The sequence below is a fragment of the Roseateles sp. P5_E1 genome (genome assembly GCF_054049335.1).
On the sequence record NZ_JBFUMN010000034.1, the window covers coordinates 33,611 to 56,769 of the forward strand.

Consider the following 23,159-nt stretch of genomic DNA (forward strand, 5'->3'; position numbering starts at 1 on the left):
AAATCGCGCCCGGTGCCGGGCGCGCGGTTCTTCAATCACGCACGATCTGATCAGTGTTCACCCGGGGCCCGGGCGTCGATCGCCAGCGCGTGGATGCCGCGCTGCATCAGGTCGGACAAACAATGATAAACGAGGCGGTGCCGGGCCAATCTTTGCAGTCCGGTAAAGCGATCCGACACGACAGCCACGTGAAAGTGGCCGCCCTCGCGGGCACCGGCGTGGCCGGCGTGCTGGGCGCTGTCGTCGCGGATGCTGAGTTCCAGTGGCGCCAGCTCCGCGCGCAGGCGGGCCTCTATCTCTGCGCTGATCATGGCTTGCTGTCCTCTTCCGGCGGCAGGTGCTTGCTGAGATACAGGCCTTGGGCGAGTGTGAACAGCACGATGAGGCCCGTCACGCCAAAGACCTTGAAGTTGGCCCAGGCCGACGTCGAGAAGTGGTAAGCCACATAGAGGTTGAGCACGCCCATCGCGGCGAAGAACAGCACCCAGGCGCGGTTCAGCTTGAGCCAGATCAGGTCGGGCAGGGCGAGTTCGCTGCCGAGCATGGACTGGATCAGGTTCTTGCCGAACGCTGCCTGCGAGATCCACAGCGTCAGCGCCATGGCCCAGTACAGGCCGGTGGGCTTCCACTTGATGAAGGTCTCGTTGTGGAACCAGATCGTGGCACCGCCCAGAGTCACGACCAGCACGAGGCTGATCCACAGCATCAGATCGATCTTCTTGCCGCGCAGCTTCAGGATGGCCGCCTGCGCCAGCGTGGCGATCATGACCACCAGCGTGGCCAGCAGAACCGGCGCTTCCTGGGCGCCGACAACGCCGCCGGAGACCAGGAAGCCGAAATGTTCGGTCGAGAACGCTGCCGCTGCATCGGCGTGCCCTTCAGCGCCTTTGAAGACGATGAAGAAAAGGATCAGCGGAAGAAAGTCGAGCAGCAGTTTCATGCGCCGGGATTGTCTTTCACGAAATCGATGGAGGCGGAGTTGATGCAGTAACGCTCACCCGTCGGCTCGGGACCGTCCGGGAAGACGTGTCCCAGATGCGAGCCACATTTGTTGCAGCGGACCTCGACCCGCACCATGCCGTGGCTGCTGTCGACGATGCGTTCGATGACTTCGCTGTTGACCGGGGCCCAGTAGCTCGGCCAGCCGCAGCCGGCGTCGAACTTGGTGTCGGACTCGAACAGCGGCGTGCCGCAGCCGATGCAGTTGTAGTGGCCGTCCTTGAAGTGGTCCCAGTACTTGCCGCTGAAGGCGCGCTCCGTCCCCGCATGGCGGGCGACCTGGTACTGCGTGGCATCGAGTTGCTCGCGCCATTCGGCGTCGGTCTTTTGGACGGGGTAGGTCTTGCTGGAATCGTGGCTCATGATGAAAAGGACACTTCGGGGCTTGGGGCCCGGTCAGGCGGCAGGGCCGCGTCGCCGGGAAGAGCGGGTTCGTCGAACGGGCGACTCAGAACTTTCATCAGCCGGCCAGTTTAGTGAGAGGGCCGAAGGCCTCGCTCACCCGGGTGTTTCCCCGGGGTGCAAGGGTCGCGGTTGTGACGTTCAGGTGTCGGACCCCGGGACTAGACTGGCCGGAACCTGTTCGCAGTCTCCCCATGGCGCCCGTTGCCCCGCAAAGGCAGTGGCTGCAAGACGCAAACCGCAGTCGGGCTGGTTGCCCGGCGAGGATTTGCAACGCCGCAGACGCTGCCTTTGCGGGGCAACCCTGAGGGCAAGGCAGCACAGGGCCGCACTCGGCGTTGCGCACCTGGGTCGGGCAAGAGCCCGACCGGCGGCGCGCGCCTTGATTGCGACCCTGTGCTGCCTTGCGGGCGCCATGGGGAGACTGCAAACAGGTTCTACAAGACCGCCAGGAGACAACCATGGCATTGATGGGCCGGATGATGTCGGATCCGCTGCTGATCTCGTCGCTGCTGAAGCACGCCGAGCGGCATTCGGGCGAGACCGAGATCGTCAGCAAGCGGGTCGAGGGCGACCTGCACCGCAGCAATTGGCGCGAGCTGGCGCGGCGTTCGCGCCAGGCCGCGCAGGCATTTGCACGCCTGGGTTGCGAGCCCGGCGACCGCGTCGCGACGCTGGCCTGGAATGGCCACCGCCACATGGAGATCTACTACGGCAGTTCGGGCTCCGCGCTGGTCTGCCACACGATCAACCCGCGCCTCTTCCCCGAGCAGATCGTCTGGATTGCCAACGACGCGCAGGACCGCATCCTCTGTTTTGACGCCACCTTCCTGCCGCTGGTCGAGAAGATTGCGCCGCTGCTGAAGAGCGTTCAGCACTTCGTGCTGATGACCTCGCGTGCCCACATGCCAGCAAGCAGTGGCATCCCGAACCTGCTGTGCTTTGACGACCTGCTGGCCGCCGAGACCGGCGACTACGCCTGGCCGCAATTTGACGAGAACACCGCCTCCAGCATCTGTTACACGTCTGGCACCACCGGCAACCCCAAGGGCGCCATCTACAGCCACCGCTCGACGGTGCTGCATGCCTACGCCGCCGCGCTGCCGGACGCGATGGACTGCTCCAGCCGCGACGTCATCCTGCCCGTCGTGCCGATGTTTCATGTCAACGCCTGGGGCCTGCCGTACAGCGCGGCCATCGTCGGCTGCAAGTTCGTGCTGCCCGGCCCGCATCTGGACGGCAAGAGCCTGTATGAGCTGTTCGAGGGCGAGAAGGTGTCTTTCAGCGCCGGCGTGCCCACCGTCTGGCTGGGCCTGCTGAACTACGTCAAGGCCAACAACCTGAAGTTCTCGACCTTCAAGCGCACCGTCATCGGTGGCTCGGCCTGCCCGCCGGCGATGATGAAGTCGCTGCAGCAGGACTACGGCGTCGAGGTCATCCATGCCTGGGGCATGACCGAGATGTCGCCGCTGGGCACGCTGTCCAAGTTGACGACACGCCAGCTCGACCTGCCACCCGAACAGCAGCAGCGCCTGCTGGAGAAGCAGGGCCGCGTCATCTACGGCGTGGACATGGCCGTCATCGACGACGAAGGCCGCTCCCTGCCCTGGGACGGCCAGAGCTCGGGCAATCTGGTCGTGCGTGGCCACTGGGTGATCGCCCAGTACTACAACCACGACGAGTCGCCCCTGGTGAGTGTGGATGGCGAGCCAGGCTGGTTTCCGACCGGTGACGTGGCCACCATCGACGCCGACGGCTTCATGCAGATCACCGACCGCAGCAAGGACGTCATCAAGTCCGGCGGCGAATGGATCAGCTCCATCGATCTCGAGAACATCGCGATGGCCCACCCGGCCGTGCACGAGGCCGCCGTTATCGCTGCCAGGCACCCCAAATGGGACGAGCGGCCGCTGCTGGTCGTCGTGAAGAAGCCCGACGCGACATTGACGCGCGAAGAGTTGTTGGCCTTTTACGAGGGCCGCATCGCCAAGTGGCAGGTCCCGGACGACGTTGTCTTCGTTTCCGAAATTCCGCATACGGCCACTGGCAAGGTGCAGAAGCTCAAGCTGCGCGACCAGTTCCTGAGCCACAAGCTCCCGACGGCATGAGCGCGATGACCGGTCAGGGGTAAGCCCGGGACTGCGGCGTGGCCGCGCTGGATTAACTTCCGTTCACATTCAGACCCACAACAGGAGACAAGCATGTTCGACATCACTTCGGCCCATGTCCCACGCCTAACGCGCGCATTCACGGCAGTCGCCGTGCTGGCCTTGGCGGCCGGGGCCGCCCAGGCGCAGAAGGGCGAGACAGTCAAGCTGGCCTATATCGACGCGTTGTCCGGGCTGATGGGCCCGGTGGGCCAGAACCAGGTCAAGACCTTCCAGTTCCTCGGCGAGAAGACCAACAAGAGCAACCCCGCCGGCGTGAAGTTCGAGATCGTCACCTTCGACAACAAGCTCAGCCCCGCCGAATCGCTGAACCTGCTGAAGGCCGCGGCCGACCAGGGCATCCGCTACATCATGCAGGGCAATGGCTCCAGCGTGGCGCTGGCCCTGAGCGACGCCGTCAGCAAGCACAACGAGCGCAACCCGGGCAAGGAAATCCTCTACCTGAACTACTCGGCGGTGGACCCCGACCTGACCAACAGCAAGTGCAGCTACTGGCACTTCCGCTTCGACGCCGACACGTCCATGAAGATGGAGGCGCTGACGACGTTCATGAAGGACCAGGCCGACGTCAAGAAGGTCTTTCTGCTGAACCAGAACTACGCCCACGGCCACCAGGTCGCCAAATACGCCAAGGAGATGTTGGCCCGCAAGCGCCCCGACGTGCAGATCGTCGGCGAGGACCTGCACCCGCTGGCCCAGGTGCGCGATTTCGCCCCCTATGTCGCCAAGATCAAGGCCAGCGGTGCCGACACCGTCATCACCGGTAACTGGGGCTCGGACCTGGCCCTGCTCGTCAAGGCCGCCAACGAGGCCGGCTACAACGGCAAGTTCTTCACCTACTACACCGGTGTGACCGGCACGCCGACGGCACTGGGCACCGGCGGCGCGGGCCGCGTCTTCCAGGTGGCCTACAGCCATTACAACCTGGGCGGCCAGGCGCAGAAGGACGCCGAGGAATACAACAAGAAGTTCAACGACGACATGTACACGCTCAGCGTGCAGCACATCTACTCGCTGCTGAGCCAGGCCATGGCCAACGCCAAGTCGACCGACCCGGTCAAGGTGGCCGCGGCGATGGAAGGTCTGACAGTCAAGAGCTTCAATGGTGAAGTGACGATGCGCAAGACCGACCACCAGCTGCAGCAGCCGCTGTTCATCTCGGTCTGGCAGAAGGCCGACGCCAAGTACCCCTACAGCCCCGAGAAGACCGGCATGACGCTGGCGCCGGTGAAGATGTACGACAGCTACGTGTCGTCGACGCCGACCTCCTGCCAGATGAAGCGTCCGGGCTAAGCCGTCTTGCTGCTGCGCAAACCAATCTTGGGCCTGCAGTGCTCGCCGTACGGGTGTACGGCTCCGCGCTTCGGCCCAACCTTGGCTTGCTCGCGACGCAATCCGGCTCCGCCCGGAGCGTGGTTTCGCTGAGGATCGAGTCTTGGATCAAGTCTTCATCAATCTGCTGAACGGCCTGTCGTCCGGCCTGCTGCTCTTCATGCTGAGCTCGGGCCTGACGCTGATCTTCAGCATGATGGGCGTGCTGAACTTTGCCCACGCCAGCTTCTACATGGTGGGCGCCTACATCGCCTATTCGCTGGTGGGCATCATGGGCTTCTGGCCGGCGCTGCTGTTCGCGCCGCTGGCCGTTGGCGTGCTGGGGGCGGGCTTCGAGAGGCTGGCGCTGCGGCGCGTGCACAAGTTCGGCCATGTGCCCGAGCTGCTGATCACCTTCGGCCTGTCCTATGTGGTGCTGGAGCTGGTGCAGTTGATCTGGGGCCGTACCGCAGTGACGTTCACGCCGCCGGCGCTGCTGGAGGGGTCGGCCCTGACCATCGTTTCGCGCGCCCAGGAGGGCATGTCGCTGGTGCTGGGCAAGGCCTCGCCCGAGGTCTGCGCGGTGGCCAACTGCTCGACCTTCCCGGCCACCAAGGCCTTCATGATGTTGGTGGCCCTGCTGATGCTGCTGGCGCTGTGGCTGCTGCTGACGCGCACCCGCGTCGGGCTGATCATCCAGGCCTCGCTGACGCACCCAGAGATGGTCGAGGCGCTCGGCCACAACGTGCCGCGCGTACTGATGCTGGTGTTTGGCAGCGGTTGCGCGCTGGCAGGCCTGGCCGGCGTCATCGGCGGCATCACCTTCGTGACCGAGCCCAACATGGCGGCGTTCATCGGCGCCATCATCTTCGTCGTCGTGGTCGTCGGCGGCATTGGCTCGCTGGCCGGCGCCTTCGTCGGCTCCATCGTCGTGGGTCTGTTGCAGACGCTGCCCTTGACGATCAACGGCTCCCTCGCCACGCTGCTCGGCAGCCTGGGCTTCACCATCACCCAGGCCACGCCGGGCTACCCGCTGCTGCGCCTGACGATGGCCGAGGTCGCCCCCATCCTGCCCTATCTGCTGATGGTGCTGATCCTGATCTTCCGGCCCAAGGGCCTGCTGGGCACGCGGGAAGACTGATCCGATGAGCAAGTCCAAGGATTTCCATTTCAAGCCCCACAACGTCGGGCGCTGGTTCGTCTGGGGTTTCTTCGCCCTCATCCTCTTCGTCGCCCCGCGCATCTGGACGACGGGCCTGGCGCAGACCATGCTGACGCAGATGGGCATCGGCGTCATCGCCTGCCTGGCCTACAACATCCTGCTGGGCCAAGGCGGCATGCTGAGCTTCGGCCACGCTGTCTACAGCGGCATGGGCGCCTTCCTCGCCATCCATGCGCTGAACATGGCCGGTGCCGGCACGCTGGGCATTCCCGTCAGCCTGATCCCGCTGGTGGGCGGCTTCGCGGGCCTGGTCTGCGCGGCGCTGCTGGGCTACGTGTCGACGAAGAAGGCCGGCACGCCGTTCGCGATGATCACGCTGGGCATTGGCGAACTGGTGTTCGCGCTGACGCTGATGCTGCCTGAGTTCTCGGGCGGCGAGGGCGGCGTGTCCAGCAACCGCGTCATCGGCAAGCCCTTCATGGGCATCAGCTTCGGCCCGCAGATCCAGGTCTACTACCTCGTCGCCGTCTACTGCTTCATCTGCACGGCGGCCATGTTCGCGCTGACGCGCACGCCGCTGGGCCGCATGCTGAACGCCGTGCGCGACAACCCCGAGCGTGTCGAATTCGTCGGCTACGACACCCATTGGGTGCGCTTCATGGCCTTCGCCATCTCGGGCTTCTTTGCTGGCGTCGCGGGCGGCCTGGGGGCGATCAACGCCGAGATCGTCAATGGCAGCGACGTGCTGCACGCGGCGCGCTCGGGGGCCTTCCTTCTGTTCACCTTCCTGGGCGGCGCGACCTTCTTCTTCGGTCCCATCATCGGCGCCGTGCTGATGGTCATCTGCGGCGTGCTGTTGTCGGAGCTGACCAAGGCCTGGCTGCTCTACCTGGGCCTGATCTTCCTGTTCATGGTCATGTATGCCCCGGGCGGCTTTGCCAGCCTCATCCTGATGAACCTGCGCGTGGCGGCCTTCGGCAAGTTGAAGAAGCTCTGGACCTCGTATCTCGCCCTGGCCGGCACGGCCCTCGCAGCGCTGGTCGGCGCGGCGACCATGATCGAGATGCTCTACCACCGCCAGCTCAACGAGGCCCTGGGTCCCGAGCTGCGCTTCATGGGCGCGACGCTGAACAGCGGCACGCTGGATGCCTGGTTCGGTGCCGGCTTCCTCATCGTCGTCGGTGCGGGTCTTTTCGAGCTGGTGCGCCGCCACTATGTGCACGAGTGGGGTGAGATCCAGGAAGACATCGAAAAAGAAATCAAGCGGAGGGAAGCCCTGTGAGCACGGCCTACGCCCTCGAACTGCGCGACCTGCGCAAGAGCTTCGGCAAGAGCGAGATCATCCGCGGCGCCAACCTGGCCGTGCAGGCCGGCGAGCGCGTGGCCATCATCGGCCCCAACGGCGCCGGCAAGAGCACGCTGTTCAACCTGATCAGCGGCCGCTTCGCGCCGACCTCGGGCGAGATCCATCTGCATGGCCAGCGCATCGACGGCAAGAAGCCCTACGAGATCAACCGCCTGGGCCTGTCGCGCAGCTTCCAGGTCTCCAACCTGTTCACGCGGCTGTCGGTGTTCGAGAACATCCGCTGCGCCGTGCTGTGGAGCCTGGGCCACCGCTACGCCTTCTGGAAGTTCCTCGCCGACCTCGAGGACGCCAACGATCGCACCGAGCAGATCCTCGAGATGATCAAGCTCGACCGCAAGCGCGACGTGCTGGCCATGAACCTCACCTATGCCGAGGCGCGGGCACTGGAGATCGGCATCACCATCGCCGGCGGCTCCAGCGTCATCCTGCTGGACGAACCCACGGCCGGCATGAGCAAGAGCGAGACCAAGCGCTTCATCCAGCTGATCCGCGACGTCACCGTTGGCAAGACCCTGCTGACCGTGGAGCACGACATGGGCGTCGTCTTCGGCCTGGCGGACAAGATCGCCGTGCTGGTCTATGGCGAGGTCATTGCCTTTGACACGCCCGAGGCCGTGCGCGCGAACGCACGCGTGCAGGAAGCCTATCTGGGCTCGGTGCTCGCGGAAACACAGGCGGCGGCAGCATGACGCAAGGAAGAATCCTCAAGCTGGACAACGTCCACGCCTTCTACGGCAAGAGCCATGTGCTGCATGGCGTCAGCATGGAGGTCAAGCCGGGCGAGATCGTCAGCCTGCTGGGTCGCAATGGCGCTGGCCGCTCCACGACGGTCAAGACCATCATGGGCCAGGTCGATGCCAAGGGCTCGGTGCGCTGGGGCGACACGGAGCTGGTCGGCCGCAAGGCCTACGAGATCGCCCACATGGGCCTGGGCTATGTGCCCGAGAACCGCGACATCTTCCCCAAGCTGACCGTGCACCAGAACCTGATGCTGGGGCAGAAGTCCAAAGCCAAGAACCCGCGCTGGGGCTTCGAGGACATGTACAAGATGTTCCCGCGGCTGCGCGAGCGCCAGCATACCGAGGCCGGCGTGCTCTCGGGCGGCGAGCAGCAGATGCTCACACTCTGCCGCACGCTGATGGGCGACCCCGACCTCATCATGATCGACGAGCCCACCGAAGGCCTGGCACCCAAGATCGTCGAACTGGTGGCCGAGTACCTCAAGGAGCTGAAGAACCGCGGCATCGCCGTGCTGCTGGTCGAGCAGAAGCTGGCCATCGCGATGGAGATCTCCGAGCGCTGCTACGTGATGGGCCACGGCCGCATCGTCTTCGAGGGCTCGCCGGCGGACCTGCGCGCCAATGCCTACATCCGCAAGGAGTGGCTGGAAGTGTGAGGAGCGCTGCTCAGTCGCCCCCAGCCGCCGGCAGGTTCGCCCGCGCCGCTTCCGCCAGCTCGGCGCCGTTGCGCCCGGCCTGCGGGAACACGGCGGTGCCCAGGCGCACACCCACCTGCATCAGCCGGCCGTCGACGCCATAGGCGCCTCTGAGAGCCTGCCGCAGCCGCTCCTCGACGAGCTCAGCCTCGGGCGCGCCGGCCGCTACCAGCAGCACGGCAAAGCAGTGCTCTCCCATGTGCACGACCTCGTCCGCGCTGCGTACACGGTTGCGCAGGCGCAGGCTCACGGTCTGGATCAGGTTGTCGCGCTCGGCAGGGCTCAGGGTGTCGTCAGGCCGTGCCAGCAACTCGACCTGCAGCCACAACAAGGCCAGCTGCTCTCCCTTGCGGCGGCACTGCGCGAACTGGCGCGACACGCGCAGGCCGAATGCGCCGAGCGAGTCCACCTTGGGCACCTGCGTGAACGTGCCGGCGCGATCGGGCAGGGGAGGGTCGTCGGCGAGCTGGGAATGGAGCATGGCATCACGCGTTGGATTGGACGGCGCTGGCGGCCACCTGGCCGTTTCACAGCGGGGTGAGGAGCAATGAATGGGCGGCCCGCGGCTTTTGCCGGCTCCCTGGCTTGGCTTGGACATCGCTCCTCATCCTCTTAAACGGGGGATATCCGCCAAACCCGACATCGGGATGCAAAAAAGTTGCCGCTTGCCGGCAGCAGGCTCGTAACCAACCCCTGCGCCGGCGTTACCAGCCGTTAGAGTGCGGCCGGTGCAAGCCATCACCCAATTGCTGCAGGCCGCCGGCCAAGGCGACCGCGCCGCCGCCGACCAGGTGGTGGCCCAGCTCTACGTCGACCTGCAGCGCCTGGCGCGCCGGCATGTGCGCGACGCGGGTCATCTGACGTTGCTCGACACGACGGCCCTGGTGCACGAGGCCTGGATGCGCGTGGCCGGCGCCCAAGGGGCTGATTTCCCGGACCGGAGCCACTTCCTGGCCTATGCCGCGCAGGCCATGCGTTCGGTTGTTGTCGACCTGGTGCGCGCCCGCCGGGCCGAGCGCCGTGGCGGTGGCGAGTTGCATCTGACGCTGGACACCGCCATCGCCGACCAGTTGCCCCATGGCGACGCCGACGTGCTGCGAGTGCACGAGGCTCTGGACGAGCTGGCCCAGGTGGAGCCCCGCCTGGCCCAGGTCGTTGAGATGCGCTATTTCGCCGGCCTGAAGGAGCCAGAGATCGCCAAGGCTCTCGGCGTGACCGAACGCACCGTGCAGCGCGACTGGCAGAAGGCCCGCCTGTTCCTGTCCATGAGCCTGGCGGGCTAGTCCATGGACAGGCAACGCTGGCTCGCCCTGAGCCCTTTGCTGGATGAGCTGCTGGACCTGCCCCCGGCTGCCCGCGAGCATCGCCTGGAGCGGCTGCAGACAGAGGACGCCGACGCAGCCGAGCAACTGCGGCGCATGCTGGCGCGCGCCGAGGAGTTGCAGCAGCAGGGCTTCCTGAGCGAGCCCGTCGTGGCGCAATGGCAGGAGGCGTTGGCCTCGGTGCCCGACGACACACCGCCGCCCGACCTGGCCGGCCAGGCCATTGGCCCCTATCTGCTGGAGCGCCAGCTGGGGCAGGGCGGCATGGGCACAGTCTGGCTGGCGCGGCGCGCCGACGGTCGTTTCGAGGGCCAGGTCGCGGTCAAGTTCCTGATGGCCGGCCTGTTCGGGCGTGGTGACGCGGGTCGCTTCGCGCGCGAAGGCGAGATCCTGGCCCGCCTGTCCCACCCTCACATCGCCCGGCTGCTGGACGCCGGCCTGCACCAGGGCCAGCAGCCCTATCTGGTGCTGGAGTACGTCGATGGCCAGCCCATCGACGTCTACTGCCGCCAGCAGCAGCTCGATGTCGAGGGCCGGGTGCGCCTGTTCCTCGACGTGCTGGGCGCCGTGGCACATGCCCATGCGCGGCTGATCCTGCACCGTGACCTCAAGCCCAGCAACATCCTCGTGACGCGCGAGGGCGACGTGAAGCTGCTGGACTTCGGCATCGCCAAGCTACTGGCCGATGCGACCCAGGCGGAGCAGGGGGCCGCCGCCACCGAGCTGACGCAGCGCGCCGGCAGCGCCTTCACACCGCAGTTCGCCGCGCCCGAGCAGGTGCAGCAGTCGGACGTGACGACGGCCACCGATGTCTACGCCTTGGGGGTGCTGCTCTATCTGCTGCTGGGCGGCCATCACCCGACCGCCGACGACACGCAGACGCAGCTGGACCGGCTCAAAGCCGTCGTCGAGCATGTGCCGCGGCGGTTGTCGGACGTGGCGGCCAGCCAGGACGACACCGTCATCGCCGGGCAGGCGCGGCATCTGCGCGGCGATCTCGACACCATCGTCGCCAAGGCGCTGAAGAAGGCGCCAGCCCAGCGCTACGCGAACGCGCAGGCGTTGTCCGAGGACTTGCAGCGCTGGCTGGACCATGAACCCATCCGTGCGCGCCCGGACAGCCGGCTCTATGTGCTGGGTCGGTTCGTGCGCCGCCACCGCGTGGCCGTGGCGGCTGGCGGTGTGGCCGTGGGGGCCCTGCTGGCCCTGACGACCACCAGCCTGTTGCAGGCCCACCGGGCGGAACAGGCAGAGCAGCAGGCCCAGGCACGGCGCCAGCAGGCGGAGGACGTGCTCAGCTTCATGCTGGGTGAATTTGCCGACAAGCTGCGCCCCATCGGCCGCCTGGAGTTGCTGGACAGCGTGGGCGGCAAGGCATTGAAGGTGCTGGACAGCTCGGGGCCGCTCAGTGCGTCTGATCGGCTGCAACGGGCCAAGGCCTTGACCGTGATCGGCGAGGTCAGGGTGTCGAAGCGGGACCTGGAGAGCGCGCAGGAGCCGCTGGAGACGGCCACCGAGCTGCTGCAAGGCGATCCTCCCGCGGCCGACATGACGGCGGCCTGGCGCAAGGCTCAGGGCGCCGCGGCATTCTGGCAAGGCGAGGTGTTCTTCCGCCAGCGCCAGCTCGAACCCGCCGAGAAGCACTGGGCCCGCTATCGCGACGTCAGCGCGAAATGGCTGCAGGCCGATGCAAAGGACGCGGATGCGCAGCTGGAGCTGTCCTATGCCGAGAACAGCTTGGGCAGCCTGTGGTTGAGGCAGGGGCAATTCGCTCAGGCGGAAGAAGCTTTCAGGCATTCCCTGGTGCTCAAGGAGAGCTTGCTCGCCAAACGCCCCGACGACGCCGCCTTGCAGAGTGATTGGGGAGATACCGTCAGTTGGCTGGGCGGGCTGCTGCAGTTGACGGGTCGGTATGCGGGTGCTGCCCAGGCGTTCAACCGCGCGCTGCCGCCTGTGCAGTCGCTGCGCCAGCGGCACCCTGCGGACCTCGAATGGTTGAAGCGCGAGACCGGGCTGCTGCTGAATCTGAGCGACACCCAGATGGCGGCCGGCCTGAGCACTTTGACGGTGCTGAGCCAAGCCAAGTCAGCCGCGGATCAATTACGGCGAGGTGACCCCGCCAATGTGAGCTGGGCTTTCCTGGCCCTGGAGATTGACGCCAACCTGCTGGCGCAACGGGCCGACTTGCCGCCAGACGCGCGCGCCGTACAGGCCTTGGCCCTGCTGCAGAAGCTGGAGGGTCTGCGACCGGGCAAGCCGCCCCTGGACAGCTGGCTGCCTCGTTCGGTCCGGCTGTTGGAACTGGCGGCCAGTCCTGCTTGTGCAAGCCCGGCGTGCGAGGCGCGCGACCAGGCCCTGGTGCGAGTCGAACAACGCTTGTCCGCCGTGATGGCCAAGCGCCCCGTATCCCTGGAAGCCTTGAACGCAGCGGTGCGACTGCAATTGTTCAAGGCGAACCTGAATGCTACTGACGCGTCCGCCAGGCAGGCGGCTTGCGGCCAGGCGCAGCAACTGCTGCAGCTTCGCGCGGGATGGCTGCAGGCGCATGCCGAGTTGACTCAACGTTGGCTCGAAGTACAGAAATGCCTGGATCCGCGAGTCGTCGACCAGCCTGACTGGCAAGCAGGCCGTGCCTGGCTGCATCGGCAGCGTGACCTGTAGCTGCCACCTCTTTTCCCACCACAACCAGAGAAGTCCCTATGTCGACCTTCGTTCCTCCCTACACCGTCACCGTCACCGGTACCGCCGGTGGATTGGCGCAATGCACTTATGTCGATGGCAATGGCCAGCCCGTGCCGTCGGGCACAGTGCTCACCACGACGACCCCTGCGGGGCAGGATGGTGAACTGCCGTTCTCCTTCGTTGAAACGACGGTCGACGGCATGAGCCTGCGCCTGGTGGGTGCCGCGGTGAAGACGGTTGGCAACGACCCCACCATGAACCCCTACAACTACCTGCCAGCCAGCAGAACCGAGTCGGACGGCGCCTGGTGGGACGGCGTCATCGTTCCTTGGTCTGCCGATACCTACACCCGGCGTGGCGTTGTGTTGCTGTTCGCTCAGATCAGCGCTACGGGTGACATGGTGAACTTCTTTCCCAGCTCGGACCCGCAGACGCAGAACGACCAGTCGCAAGGCTGCGACTGAGCCCGCAGGACGACGGGCTCAGCCCAGGCCCAGCCCCGTCAGCCGCTGGTAGCGCTTGCGCAGGAAATCCGCCGCCATGCGGGCGTCGCTGCCGACACGCTCGCCGATGTAGAGCTCCTGGCGGCGCTCGGCGATCTGGGTGCGCAGCCGCGCGGCCATGATGTCCAGCGGCCGCATGCCGCCGCCCTCGGCACGTTCGATGGCGATGCGCAGTTGGTGCATCTGCAGGTTGTGCAGCAAGGCGGTCTGCGCCTGCACGACGCGGATGCGGCCCTGCACGAGGTGCTCGCACAGGCCGAGCCAGGCGCGTACCGCGTCGGCCGGGCCGCCGATGACCTTCTCGGGCAGTTCGCCCGCAGCGAGCAGCAGCGTTTCCAGCCGGTGGCGGTCGCTGTTCGCGTAAGCCTCGTTGACGATCATCATGCGCTGCTCGCAGACCTCGCGCTCCGGGCCGGAGGGCGCCAGGTCGGGGTGGAAGCGCATCGCCGCGCGCCGGTACAGCGTCTTCAGACTGGGCGGCGGCAGGTCGGTCAACGGGCCCGTGGGTTCGGGCGGCAGCGGCGTCGCGTCGGGCAGGGCGGGCACATCGGGCCAGGCCTTGGCGCGCTGGGATGCCGACACCGGGGCGTCGACACCCTGGCGCTTCAAGGCCTCAGACAACAGGGCCGTGGCCTGGTGCAGCTGGGCATCGATCTCGTCGAGCTCGCGCATCAGCGGGCCCAGGGCCTCGAGATAGCGCTGGCGAAAGCCGAGCAGCTTGGCGCGGGCGCCGTCGTGATCGGCCTCCAGCACGGCGAGGTAGCGCTGCAGATCCTGCAGTTGTTCGCGTCGCCGCGACAGCTCGTGCCTCGTGATTGCCATGCTCGCCATGAGCCGCGATTTTGCCTGGGCCAGACGTGGAAACGGCCCGAGAAGTCTGATTTCTCGGGCCGTTATGCCAGGGATTTACCTGGGTGTTACTGAGATGCGGCCGACGCGGGCATCTCCGCGGTGCTGGCCGCCGGTGCCGCCACGACAGCCGGGGCTGCGACGGGCTCGGGGGCCTTGCTGCCCGCAGGCAGCGGCAACAGCGGCACGATCAACAGGGCCACGATGTTGATGATCTTGATCAGTGGGTTCACGGCCGGGCCGGCGGTGTCCTTGTAGGGGTCGCCCACGGTGTCGCCGGTGACGGCGGCCTTGTGCGCTTCCGAGCCCTTCTTGTGCAGCACGCCCTTGTCGTCGGTGAAGCCTTCCTCGATCAGCTTCTTGGCGTTGTCCCAGGCGCCGCCGCCGGTGCACATCGAGATGCCGACGAAGAGGCCGGTCACGATGGTGCCCATCAGCAGGCCACCCAGTGCCGCCGGGCCGAGGATCAGCCCAACCAGGATGGGTGCCACCACGGGCAGCAGTGAAGGAACGATCATTTCCTTGATGGCGGCGGTGGTCAGCATGTCGACCGCGGCGCTGTAGTCGGGCTTGCGCTGGCCGGCCATGATGGCGCCATCGGCGAACTGCTTGCGCACCTCGACGACAACGGCACCGGCGGCCCGGCCGACAGCTTCCATCGCCATCGCGGCGAACAGGAAGGGGATCAGGCCGCCGAGGAAGAGGCCCAGGATCACCTTGTGGTCGGACAGCGAGAACACCTCGTGCATGCCACGCGCTTCCAGCGCGTGCGTGTAGTCGGCAAACAGCACCAGCGCAGCCAGGCCCGCGGAGCCGATGGCATAGCCCTTGGTGACGGCCTTGGTCGTGTTGCCCACGGCGTCCAGTGGGTCGGTGACGTCACGCACGGAAGCCGGCAGCTCGGCCATCTCGGCAATGCCGCCGGCGTTGTCGGTGATGGGACCGTAGGCGTCCAGCGCGACGATGATGCCGGCCATGCTGAGCATGGAGGTGGCCGCGACGGCGATGCCGTACAGGCCCGCCAAGGCAAAGGCCGCGTAGATGGCCGCGCAGACGAAGAGCACCGGCCAGGCGGTGGACTTCATCGACACACCCAGGCCGGCGATGACGTTGGTGCCGTGGCCGGTGGTGGAGGCCTGCGCCACGTGCTGCACCGGGTGGTACTGGGTGCCGGTGTAGTACTCCGTCACCCAAACCATGGCCGCCGTCAGCGCGAGGCCGACCGCGCAGGCGCCGAACAGGGCCATTGCGCTCGTCGTGCCACCCGTGCTCAGCTCGATGGGGCCGGGGAACATCGCCTTGGTGACGAAGAAGAAGGCGATCAGGCTCAGCACGCCGGCCACGATCAGGCCCTTGTACAGCGCCGGCATCACGTTCTTCATGCCGGGACTGGCCTTGACGAAGTAGCAGCCGATGATGGAGGCAATGATGGACACGCCGCCGAGCGCCAGCGGGTAGACGACGCCGGCCAGCGCGCTGCTGCCGGTGATCATCAACGCGCTGAGCGCCATCGCGGCGATCAGCGTGACCGCGTAGGTCTCGAACAGGTCGGCCGCCATGCCGGCGCAGTCGCCGACGTTGTCACCGACGTTGTCGGCAATGACTGCCGGGTTGCGCGGGTCGTCCTCGGGGATGCCGGCTTCGACCTTGCCCACCAGGTCGGCACCGACGTCCGCACCCTTGGTGAAGATGCCGCCGCCCAGGCGCGCGAAGATGGAAATCAGCGAGGAGCCGAAGGCCAGGCCCAGCATGGGCTTGAGGGCCGTGCTGTCATGCCCGCCGCCGATGGCCATGTAGAAGCCACCGACGCCCAGCAGGCCCAGGCCCACCACCAGCATGCCGGTGATGGCGCCGCCCTTGAAGGCCACGTCCAGCGCCGGGCCGATGCCCTTGGAGGCGGCCTGCGCGGTGCGCACATTGGCGCGCACCGAGATGTTCATGCCGATGAAGCCGCAGATGCCCGACAGCACCGCGCCGATGACGAAGCCGATGGCCGTCGTCGTTCCCAGGCCCGACACCGCGATGGCGATGGCCAGCACGACGCCGACGATGCCGATGGTGCGGTACTGCCGGCCGAGGTAGGCGGCGGCACCTTGCTGGATCGCCGCGGCGATCTCCTGCATGCGGGCATTGCCCGCATCCTGACTCAGGATCCAGCTTCGTTGGATGAAGCCATAAAGAACGGCCGCGAGGCCGCAAGCCAGCGCGAAATACAGCGCCACTTCTGTCGACATGTATGAGTCTCCTGTTTAGCGTGTCATCTGTGGCCCGCGGCAGGGTATGCCGGGGCTCGGCGGCCGAGCTTAAGGGCCGGGTTTGACGGCCGGGTTGCACGTTTACCAGCGATGTTGGGGAAACCTAGAATGCGGGTTTTCCTTAGCCCTAAAAGACGACCATGAGCCTGCACAACGTGACCCCCGGCGCCAAGGTGCCTGACGAGTTCAACGTCATCATCGAAATCCCGATGAATGCCGACCCGATCAAGTACGAGGTGGACAAGGAGAGCGGTGCGCTGTTCGTCGACCGCTTCCTGACGACGCCTATGTACTACCCGTGCAACTACGGGTACATCCCCAGGACGCTGGCGGACGACGGTGACCCGGTCGACGTGCTCGTCATCACCCCCTTCGCGCTGACGCCCGGCGTCGTCGTGACCTGCCGCCCCCTGGGCGTGCTGATGATGGACGACGAGGCCGGCGGCGACGCCAAGCTGCTGGCCGTGCCCACCAGCAAGATCCTGCCCATGTACGACCACTGGCAGAAGATCGAAGACGTGAACCCGGCCCGCCTGTCCGCGATCCAGCACTTCTTCGAGCACTACAAGGACCTGGAGAAGGGCAAGTGGGTCAAGGTCAAGGGCTGGGAAGGCCCGGAGAAGGCCAAGTCCGAGATTGCTGAAGGCCTGGCGAATTACGCCAAGGACCTGCCGAAGTAAGAGCGGGCCGTCTGGCCGTCGAAGAGCGCCTGAGCGGGTCTGAGGCGCTCTTTTTCATGGCGTCGCCGCGGGGCTGAAGTGCTCGGCCAGCAAGGCGGCGGCGTTGACCGGCTTGTAGAGCGTGGCGTCGAACAGGCCCGCCAGTTCGGATGCGAGCGGGCGATCGACGAGGGCGATGCACCGGCGTGACGCACCGCTGGCACGCCAGTGCTGCACCTGTGCAAGGCCGTCTGCATCCAGCAGGCAGGGGTCGCACAGCAGCAGATCCGCCGGCGCAAGCAGCGCGCCGGGCGCGGGCCGCAGCACCTCGACGTTGGCGGCGAATAGCAGTTCGGCGACGCGGTCGGCATGGCCCTGCGGCGCGTCGATCAGCAGCGCAAGCAGGTCGGTCTCGGCGGTCTCGACAGGTGTGACGCCGTCGGCGGGCATCAGAACCTCCTCGGCGCGACCTGCGCTCAGCGGCAGCAAGAACGAGAAGCGGCTGCCCTGGCCCACGGCGCTGTCCAGTTCGATCTGGCTGCCCATGGCCTCGACGATGTGTTTGGCCACCGCCAGGCCCAGGCCCGAGCCAGCCTCGGCGCGCTGATTCTCTTGCGGCGGAGCTTGCCAGAAGGGTTCGAACAGCCGGGCCTGGTCCGCGGGCGCAATGCCGCTGCCGGTGTCAGCCACTTCGAAGCACCAGACGCCCGGCGCCGTACTGCTTGGCATGACGCTCAGTTCGATCTGACCGCCGGTAGTGAACTTGGCGGCGTTGGACAAGAGGTTGAGCAGCACCTGGCGCAGGCGCTTGGCGTCGGCCAGCACCACGGCCGGCAATTCCGGGTCTATGCCTGCCCGAAAGGCGTTGCGGTGCTGGCGCGCCAGCAGCTCGCCTTGCTTTGCCAGCTCGTGCAGCAGGCCGTGGATGTAGAGCGGAGCGGGCACCAGGTCCAGCTCATGCAGCTCGCCGCGCGAGAACTCGACGAGCTCATCGATCAGCGCCAACTGGTAGCCCACGCTGTGCTCCACGCTGGCGCGCAGTTGCTGGTCGCGCCGGCCGCCGCCGCCGAGCAGGCGCAGATAGCTCACCGTCGCGGCCAGCGGTGCGCGCAGGTCGTGGCCAATGAAGGCCAGCAGGCGGCTGCGCTGCTGGTGCTGGCTGCGGGCCTCCTGCAGCGCATCGCACAGCTCGCCGGTGCGCTGTGCCACCTGCCGCTCCAGCTCCTGGCTGCGCGCGGCCCGTTCCTGCAGCAGCTGCGCCTGCGCGGCCAGCTCGGCGCGGCGCTGCTGCACCACCTGCTGCACCAGGGCCATCAGCAGGATCAGGTGCGACAGCAGCAGCACGACGGGCGTGGTCAGCCACATCACCGGCCCCAGCTCCAGCCAGCCCAGCACATAGGCGTAACGCGGCAGCGCGCCCAGCACCGTGGAGGCCATCACCACGGCCGCCCAGCCAGCCAGCGGCAGGCGTCGCCAGCAGGCCCAGCCGGCCAGCACCAGGGTCAGCAGGCCGCACAGCCCCGTCAGCGCGTTGACGAGGGGCGCCACGGCCCGGTAGTCGCCCCACAGCGCGGTCAACAGCGCGGCACCAATGGCGAGCCAGGCTGCGGCCAGCGGCCAGCGCAGCGCTCGCGCGGCCTGGCGCAGTGGCAGGATGGCGGCCACGGCCAGCGAATTGAGCAACTGCGCCGTGCCCATCAGCACCACCAGGCTGCGCGGCGCCCAGGCGGTGGCGTTGGGCCACAGGTACTGGAAGCTCAGGCCATGCAGGCTCAGCTCGTACAGCCCGTATGCGGCCACCGACCCCGCCATTAGCGCGAATGCCGCGCGACGCCAGAAGAAGAACAGCAGCAGATAGCCGGCGGCGGCCAGCATCTGGTTGCCAGCCAGCACGGCAATGGCCAGGGTGGTGTCGCGGTTTTCAGCGAAGCAGTCGCGCGGCCGGCACAGCAGCGCGTCGAAGGAGGCGTAGGTGCGGCCCGATTCGCGCAGCATCAGGCGCAGGGGCTGGTCTGGCTCGGGGCGCAGCTCGAAGCTCACGTCGCCGGTGTCCAGTGGCCATTGCGCGTGCGGCACCAGCAGGCCGGCCTGCGCGTGGTGCCACTGCCCGTCGGGCGCCTGGACCCACAGCTGCGCGTGCTCGATGCGCGTCAGCGTCATCACCAGCCAGAGGGTCTCGGGCCGCGCGTCGGCGGGCAGCTCCAGCCGGGCCCACAGCGCGGTGCGTGTGTAGCCGGGGGTGCGCAGATGGCCAGTCGGCTGGTGGGGCTTGAACTCGGCGGCTCGCGCCTGCACGTCGTCCAGCGTCAGGGCGCCGCCGGGGTCTTCGAGCAACTGCCAGGCTGGTTGAGGCGTTGGTGGCGGCTGCGCATGCAATGGTGTCCAGGCGGCCAGGGCCAGCGCGAGGCTCAGCAGCCGGGTCAGCCAGCGCCGGGTCAAGCGGTGCCGCCGTCGCGCTGGTGCTGGCGCCAAGCCTGCGGCGTCAGCCCCAGTCGCTCGCGGAAGGCGGTGGAGAAGTTGGACGCCGTGGTGAAACCCACGTCGAAGGCAATGTCCTGCACGCTCATGGGCGTGGCGGCCAGCAGGTGGCAGCCGACGCGGATGCGCTCCTCGCTGATGAAACCCGACACCGTCAGGCCGAGGTGCCTGCGAAACAGCGTGGACAGGCGTCGCTCGCTCAAGCCCAGGCGCTCGGCCAGGTCGCCCACCGAGGGCAGGTCCTCCAACTGCTCGCCAATGAGCTGGGTAGCTGCGTTGACGAAGGCCAGTTCGGGGTCGTGTGCGCCATCGCAGCGCCCCGGCGCGGTCTTGGCGCGCGGCAGATGGACGTAGACCCGCGCCAGCACCTCGTCGGCCAGAAAGGGCTTGGCGATGTAGTCCACCGCCCCCAGGCGCAAGCCGTCCAGCCGTTGCTGCGCGCTCGCCTGGGCAGAGAGAAAGATCACCGGGATCTCACAGGTGGCCGCATCGGCCTTCAGTAGCCGGCACACAGCATGCCCGTCCATGCCAGGCATCACGAGGTCCAGCAGGATCAGGTCGGGCCGCTGCGCCTGGGCGCGGTGAAAGCCGCCGAGCCCGTCGGCGGCATGGAGCAGCCGGTAGTGGCGGGCCAGCAGATCGCTGAGCTGGCGCAACTGCTCGGGCGCATCGTCGATCAGCAACAGCCGCGCCGCGCCTGGCGGAGCCATGTCGTCATGCGTGGCGAGAGCTTCACTCATCGCGGCGATTGTCAACCGTCTTTGCAGGCCGTTTACATCTGGTTATTTTTGCTAGACGACGAACCAGCACAGGTTTTCTGCGGTTTGGCAAAGGTGGGTTGGCCAGAGTGCGGAGAAAGTCACGCTGCACCGCTATCAGGGAGAGCCACCATGAAGACACGCCAGCCCGGCAAGACCCAGCCTGCCCGCCACCCGCACACCGTCCGCGTGATGCCGGCGCTGTCGCGGCTGAGCCTGCTGATCGGCCTGGGCCTGATGCCGGGCCTGGCGGCCCAAGGCACCACCCTCAGCGACCAGGTCAGCTTCAGCGCCACGGGCCAGAGCCTGTGGGGCAATGCCGGCGGCACGGCCACCGCGAGCTATGCGCTGCAGACCAGCTGGGGCACCTATGCGGGTGTCGCCGCGCAGGAGTTGTTCAACTTCGGCGGCTTCACCAACGTTTACGACCCGATCTTCAACACGTACCTGGGCCGCTACGGCGTCGCGGCCAGCATGCAAAGCTCGGGCCGGATCGGGCTGGAGTTCTCGGCCAGCGCGCGGGGTGGATCGATGGATTTCAGCCAGAGCTTCAACCCCGTGCTGACCCTGCCCGACAGTTTTACCAAGGGGCAGAACTTCATCGTCAAAGCCCGCGACACCCTGAAAGCGGCGGCCACCCTGACGCCCTATCTGCCCAGCGTGCAGGCCTCCGTGTCCGGTCTGTTCAATTTCGATGCCAAGGTCGCGGTGCAGGGCTGCTTTGTCGATTGCACCAGCACCAGCTTCGAGTTCGGGGTGAACCCGGGCAAGTTCTCGCTGCTCAACTTCGACAGCGCCGCGAGCGCCATGCTGACGGTCCTGGGCAAGCCGGTGGCGGTGCCGGCCCTGGGCCAGGATTTCCTGATCGGCAGCACCAACACCTTCATGCTCGACACCGTCAAGGCCGGTAACTGTTCGGCGCTGACGGGCGGCGCCCTGCATTGCGGCAACGAGGTGCTGCGTGGCGGCTGGGAGCTGGGGGCCATGCTGCCGCCCCTGTACGGCGTCGCCAACCCGCTGCGCTTCAGGGGCTCCGAAAAAGGCTTCAGCCTCGAGACCAATTTCCTCAGCGTGAATGCCGGCCCGTCCATGGGCATGAACTTCGACTTCGCGCCCACCGCGCCGGTGTTCGTCAAGCTGGTGTTCGATCAGCCGGTGCAAGAGGTCATCACCGGCGCCGGCGGCGCCGAGTCCTTCATCGACCATCTGGACGGCAAGGTCAGCTTTGCTCTGGGCAGCGACATCAAGCTGCGTTTTGCCGGCACCCCCGGCAAGCTGGTGGGGCGCAACTACTTCCTCGGCGACGCCAGCATCCAGACCTCGCTGAGCGCCGACCTGGACCAAGACCTGCGTGGCCACTACGGCTGCGGCTTCGAGGTCAAAGCGGTGGGCCTCAGCCTGGGCGACACCGGGCTGAACAACTGCCTGTACGAGAGCAACTCCAACATCAGCCGCGACACGCTGAAGGTCTATTCGGGCTCGACCACGCTCAGCGGCGTGCGCACCAGCCTCACGCTGGAGGGCAACCCCACCCGCATTGACGACCTGGTGGTCACCGGCACCACCGCCTACCGCGGTGGGTCGATGCTGAGCAACCGGGGGCGCGGCGTCCTGGCCACCTTCGCAGCCGGCAGTCGCACCGAAATCAGCGATGCCGGCAGCCGCATCGACAATGGCGACCATGCGCGAGCCCTGTTCGACAGGAGCTCCTCGGTCCTTGTGATGGCTGGCGGCCGCATTGACAACAGCGGCGGCGCGCAGATCGAGATCGAGCGCGACGCGGTGGTCAACGTGCTCGCCGGCGCTACGCTGTCCAATGAGAAGGCCTCGCCCGGCTACGGCGACAGCCTCATCAGCAACCGCGGCACGCTATCAGTCGCCGGCAAGCTCAGCAACCACGGCGTGATCGACAACCAGGGCAGCCTGTCCCTGGGGTCAGGCTTTGTCATGGACTCCGCCGGTGGCACCCTCAACAACGGCAACACGCTGGAGCTTCACGGCAACCTGGTGCTGGGTGCAGCCGAGGCCGGCAGCTTCAATCTGCTGGCCGGCAGCAGGCTCAATGTGTATGGCTCGCTGGGCATTGCCGCCGGCTACACACAGATCAACAGCGGCTTCCTGTGGCTGGCGCCCGGTACAGGCACGCTGAACATCCAGGGCACGCTTCAGATCGGCCAAGGTGGCAGCGATGGCCAGCTCAACGGTGACAGCACACTGGGCCCAGGGGGCAAGCTCGTCTTCAATCTCGCCGGCAACCAGGAGCATTTGAACCGGATCAGTGGTGAAGGCAGCGTGTGGAAGACGGGGCCCGGTACGGTGAACCTGAGCGCAGCCGGCCTTTACACCGGCTCCACCATCATCGACGGCGGTACGCTGCGGCTGAGTTCGACCACCCTGTCCCGCCAGTTCGACATCGGCACCAGTGGCGTGCTGGAGCTGAACCTGAACAGTGGCACGCGCGCGTTCACCAGCGACACCCGCTTCACCGGCAGCGGCGTGCTGAGCATCGTCGGCGGGGGTCAGGCGATCTGGCAGGGAAGCGCCGCCAGCTTTGCGATGGGCGCCGGCGGCCTGATCGATGTGCAGTTGGGCACCCTGGTGGGCGGCTCCTTCGGCAACGACGACTGGACCGCCAACCAGTCCCAACTGCGCGTCGGCACTTACGCGACCTTTCGTGGGGTGGAGGCGAATGTGCGGGTCGACACCCTGAGCGGCGAGGGGCTCATTCAATCGGGTTACCAAGGTGCCGGCTACCGCAGTTTTACCTTCGGCGTGGCCAACGGCTCGGGTTCCTTCGAAGGGGTGCTGGC

The 23,159-nt window shown here is 66.9% G+C and carries 19 protein-coding genes; 11 read left to right on the plus strand and 8 right to left on the minus strand.

The features are described from left to right. Positions 1 to 50 precede the first annotated feature (50 nt). The 3 genes from ACXJKJ_RS21250 to msrB are packed head-to-tail and all read right to left on the minus strand — an operon-like array spanning position 51 to position 1,362. Positions 51 to 311 (minus strand): BolA family protein, encoded by a 261-nt coding sequence (locus ACXJKJ_RS21250; RefSeq protein WP_056198339.1) that lies wholly within the window; start codon positions 309 to 311, stop codon positions 51 to 53. Beyond that, complete coding sequence (locus tag ACXJKJ_RS21255) at positions 308 to 940, minus strand: septation protein A (RefSeq protein WP_457349578.1); 633 nt, start codon at positions 938 to 940, stop codon at positions 308 to 310. The genes ACXJKJ_RS21250 and ACXJKJ_RS21255 overlap by 4 nt, the downstream gene beginning before the upstream one ends. Continuing rightward, complete coding sequence (msrB, locus tag ACXJKJ_RS21260; protein WP_056198333.1) at positions 937 to 1,362, minus strand: peptide-methionine (R)-S-oxide reductase MsrB; 426 nt, start codon at positions 1,360 to 1,362, stop codon at positions 937 to 939. The genes ACXJKJ_RS21255 and msrB overlap by 4 nt, the downstream gene beginning before the upstream one ends. A gap of 500 nt (positions 1,363 to 1,862) precedes the next feature. Here msrB and ACXJKJ_RS21265 point away from each other — a divergent pair, with 500 nt between their 5' ends. The 6 genes from ACXJKJ_RS21265 (at position 1,863) to ACXJKJ_RS21290 (ending at position 8,804) form a co-directional block, all read left to right on the plus strand. Continuing rightward, positions 1,863 to 3,509, plus strand: coding sequence for a 3-(methylthio)propionyl-CoA ligase (locus tag ACXJKJ_RS21265; protein WP_457392193.1), 1,647 nt, complete (start codon positions 1,863 to 1,865; stop codon positions 3,507 to 3,509). A gap of 93 nt (positions 3,510 to 3,602) precedes the next feature. After that, complete coding sequence (locus ACXJKJ_RS21270; protein ID WP_457392196.1) at positions 3,603 to 4,862, plus strand: branched-chain amino acid ABC transporter substrate-binding protein; 1,260 nt, start codon at positions 3,603 to 3,605, stop codon at positions 4,860 to 4,862. Between the two features lie 199 nt (positions 4,863 to 5,061). After that, a complete protein-coding gene (locus ACXJKJ_RS21275; protein WP_457392219.1) occupies positions 5,062 to 6,021 on the plus strand; it encodes a branched-chain amino acid ABC transporter permease in 960 nt (319 codons plus the stop codon). A 4-nt stretch (positions 6,022 to 6,025) separates the two neighbouring features. Next, entirely contained in the window at positions 6,026 to 7,324 is a 1,299-nt protein-coding gene (locus ACXJKJ_RS21280) for a branched-chain amino acid ABC transporter permease (protein WP_457323286.1), read from the plus strand. Further along, positions 7,321 to 8,097, plus strand: a complete 777-nt coding sequence (locus ACXJKJ_RS21285) for an ABC transporter ATP-binding protein (protein WP_457323285.1) — start codon at positions 7,321 to 7,323, stop codon at positions 8,095 to 8,097. Before ACXJKJ_RS21280 ends, ACXJKJ_RS21285 begins: the two co-directional genes overlap by 4 nt. After that, entirely contained in the window at positions 8,094 to 8,804 is a 711-nt protein-coding gene (locus ACXJKJ_RS21290; protein ID WP_457392199.1) for an ABC transporter ATP-binding protein, read from the plus strand. The genes ACXJKJ_RS21285 and ACXJKJ_RS21290 overlap by 4 nt, the downstream gene beginning before the upstream one ends. A gap of 10 nt (positions 8,805 to 8,814) precedes the next feature. Here ACXJKJ_RS21290 and ACXJKJ_RS21295 read toward each other — a convergent pair whose 3' ends face one another. Beyond that, complete coding sequence (locus ACXJKJ_RS21295; RefSeq protein ID WP_056198317.1) at positions 8,815 to 9,324, minus strand: diguanylate cyclase domain-containing protein; 510 nt, start codon at positions 9,322 to 9,324, stop codon at positions 8,815 to 8,817. A gap of 247 nt (positions 9,325 to 9,571) precedes the next feature. Here ACXJKJ_RS21295 and ACXJKJ_RS21300 point away from each other — a divergent pair, with 247 nt between their 5' ends. From ACXJKJ_RS21300 to ACXJKJ_RS21310, 3 genes are read left to right on the plus strand one after another with little or no spacing between them, the layout of a single operon-like run. Beyond that, on the plus strand, positions 9,572 to 10,126 hold the full coding sequence (locus tag ACXJKJ_RS21300; protein WP_457392201.1) for an ECF-type sigma factor: 555 nt from the start codon (positions 9,572 to 9,574) through the stop codon (positions 10,124 to 10,126). Positions 10,127 to 10,129: 3 nt separating this feature from the next. Then, entirely contained in the window at positions 10,130 to 12,826 is a 2,697-nt protein-coding gene (locus ACXJKJ_RS21305) for a protein kinase domain-containing protein (protein ID WP_457392203.1), read from the plus strand. A 38-nt stretch (positions 12,827 to 12,864) separates the two neighbouring features. Continuing rightward, positions 12,865 to 13,311, plus strand: coding sequence for a hypothetical protein (locus ACXJKJ_RS21310; RefSeq protein WP_457392206.1), 447 nt, complete (start codon positions 12,865 to 12,867; stop codon positions 13,309 to 13,311). Between the two features lie 18 nt (positions 13,312 to 13,329). On the opposite strand, the gene ACXJKJ_RS21315 is transcribed toward ACXJKJ_RS21310, so the two are convergent. Both ACXJKJ_RS21315 and ACXJKJ_RS21320 read right to left on the minus strand, forming a co-directional pair. Continuing rightward, positions 13,330 to 14,181, minus strand: coding sequence for a J domain-containing protein (locus ACXJKJ_RS21315; protein ID WP_457392208.1), 852 nt, complete (start codon positions 14,179 to 14,181; stop codon positions 13,330 to 13,332). Positions 14,182 to 14,267: 86 nt separating this feature from the next. Then, entirely contained in the window at positions 14,268 to 16,433 is a 2,166-nt protein-coding gene (locus tag ACXJKJ_RS21320) for a sodium-translocating pyrophosphatase (protein ID WP_056198303.1), read from the minus strand. Between the two features lie 161 nt (positions 16,434 to 16,594). Between ACXJKJ_RS21320 and ppa the strand changes: the two genes are divergently transcribed. Next, positions 16,595 to 17,134 carry an inorganic diphosphatase gene (gene ppa, locus ACXJKJ_RS21325; protein ID WP_056198301.1) on the plus strand — a complete coding sequence of 180 codons (540 nt, stop codon included), beginning with the start codon at positions 16,595 to 16,597 and terminating at the stop codon, positions 17,132 to 17,134. A gap of 54 nt (positions 17,135 to 17,188) precedes the next feature. On the opposite strand, the gene ACXJKJ_RS21330 is transcribed toward ppa, so the two are convergent. Both ACXJKJ_RS21330 and ACXJKJ_RS21335 read right to left on the minus strand, forming a co-directional pair. After that, on the minus strand, positions 17,189 to 19,552 hold the full coding sequence (locus ACXJKJ_RS21330; protein WP_457392210.1) for a sensor histidine kinase: 2,364 nt from the start codon (positions 19,550 to 19,552) through the stop codon (positions 17,189 to 17,191). Further along, positions 19,549 to 20,331 (minus strand): helix-turn-helix domain-containing protein, encoded by a 783-nt coding sequence (locus tag ACXJKJ_RS21335; protein ID WP_457325111.1) that lies wholly within the window; start codon positions 20,329 to 20,331, stop codon positions 19,549 to 19,551. The genes ACXJKJ_RS21330 and ACXJKJ_RS21335 overlap by 4 nt, the downstream gene beginning before the upstream one ends. 150 nt (positions 20,332 to 20,481) lie before the next feature. Here ACXJKJ_RS21335 and ACXJKJ_RS21340 point away from each other — a divergent pair. After that, on the plus strand, positions 20,482 to 23,159 hold a 2,678-nt coding region (locus tag ACXJKJ_RS21340), incomplete at its 3' end, for a hypothetical protein (RefSeq protein WP_457392213.1).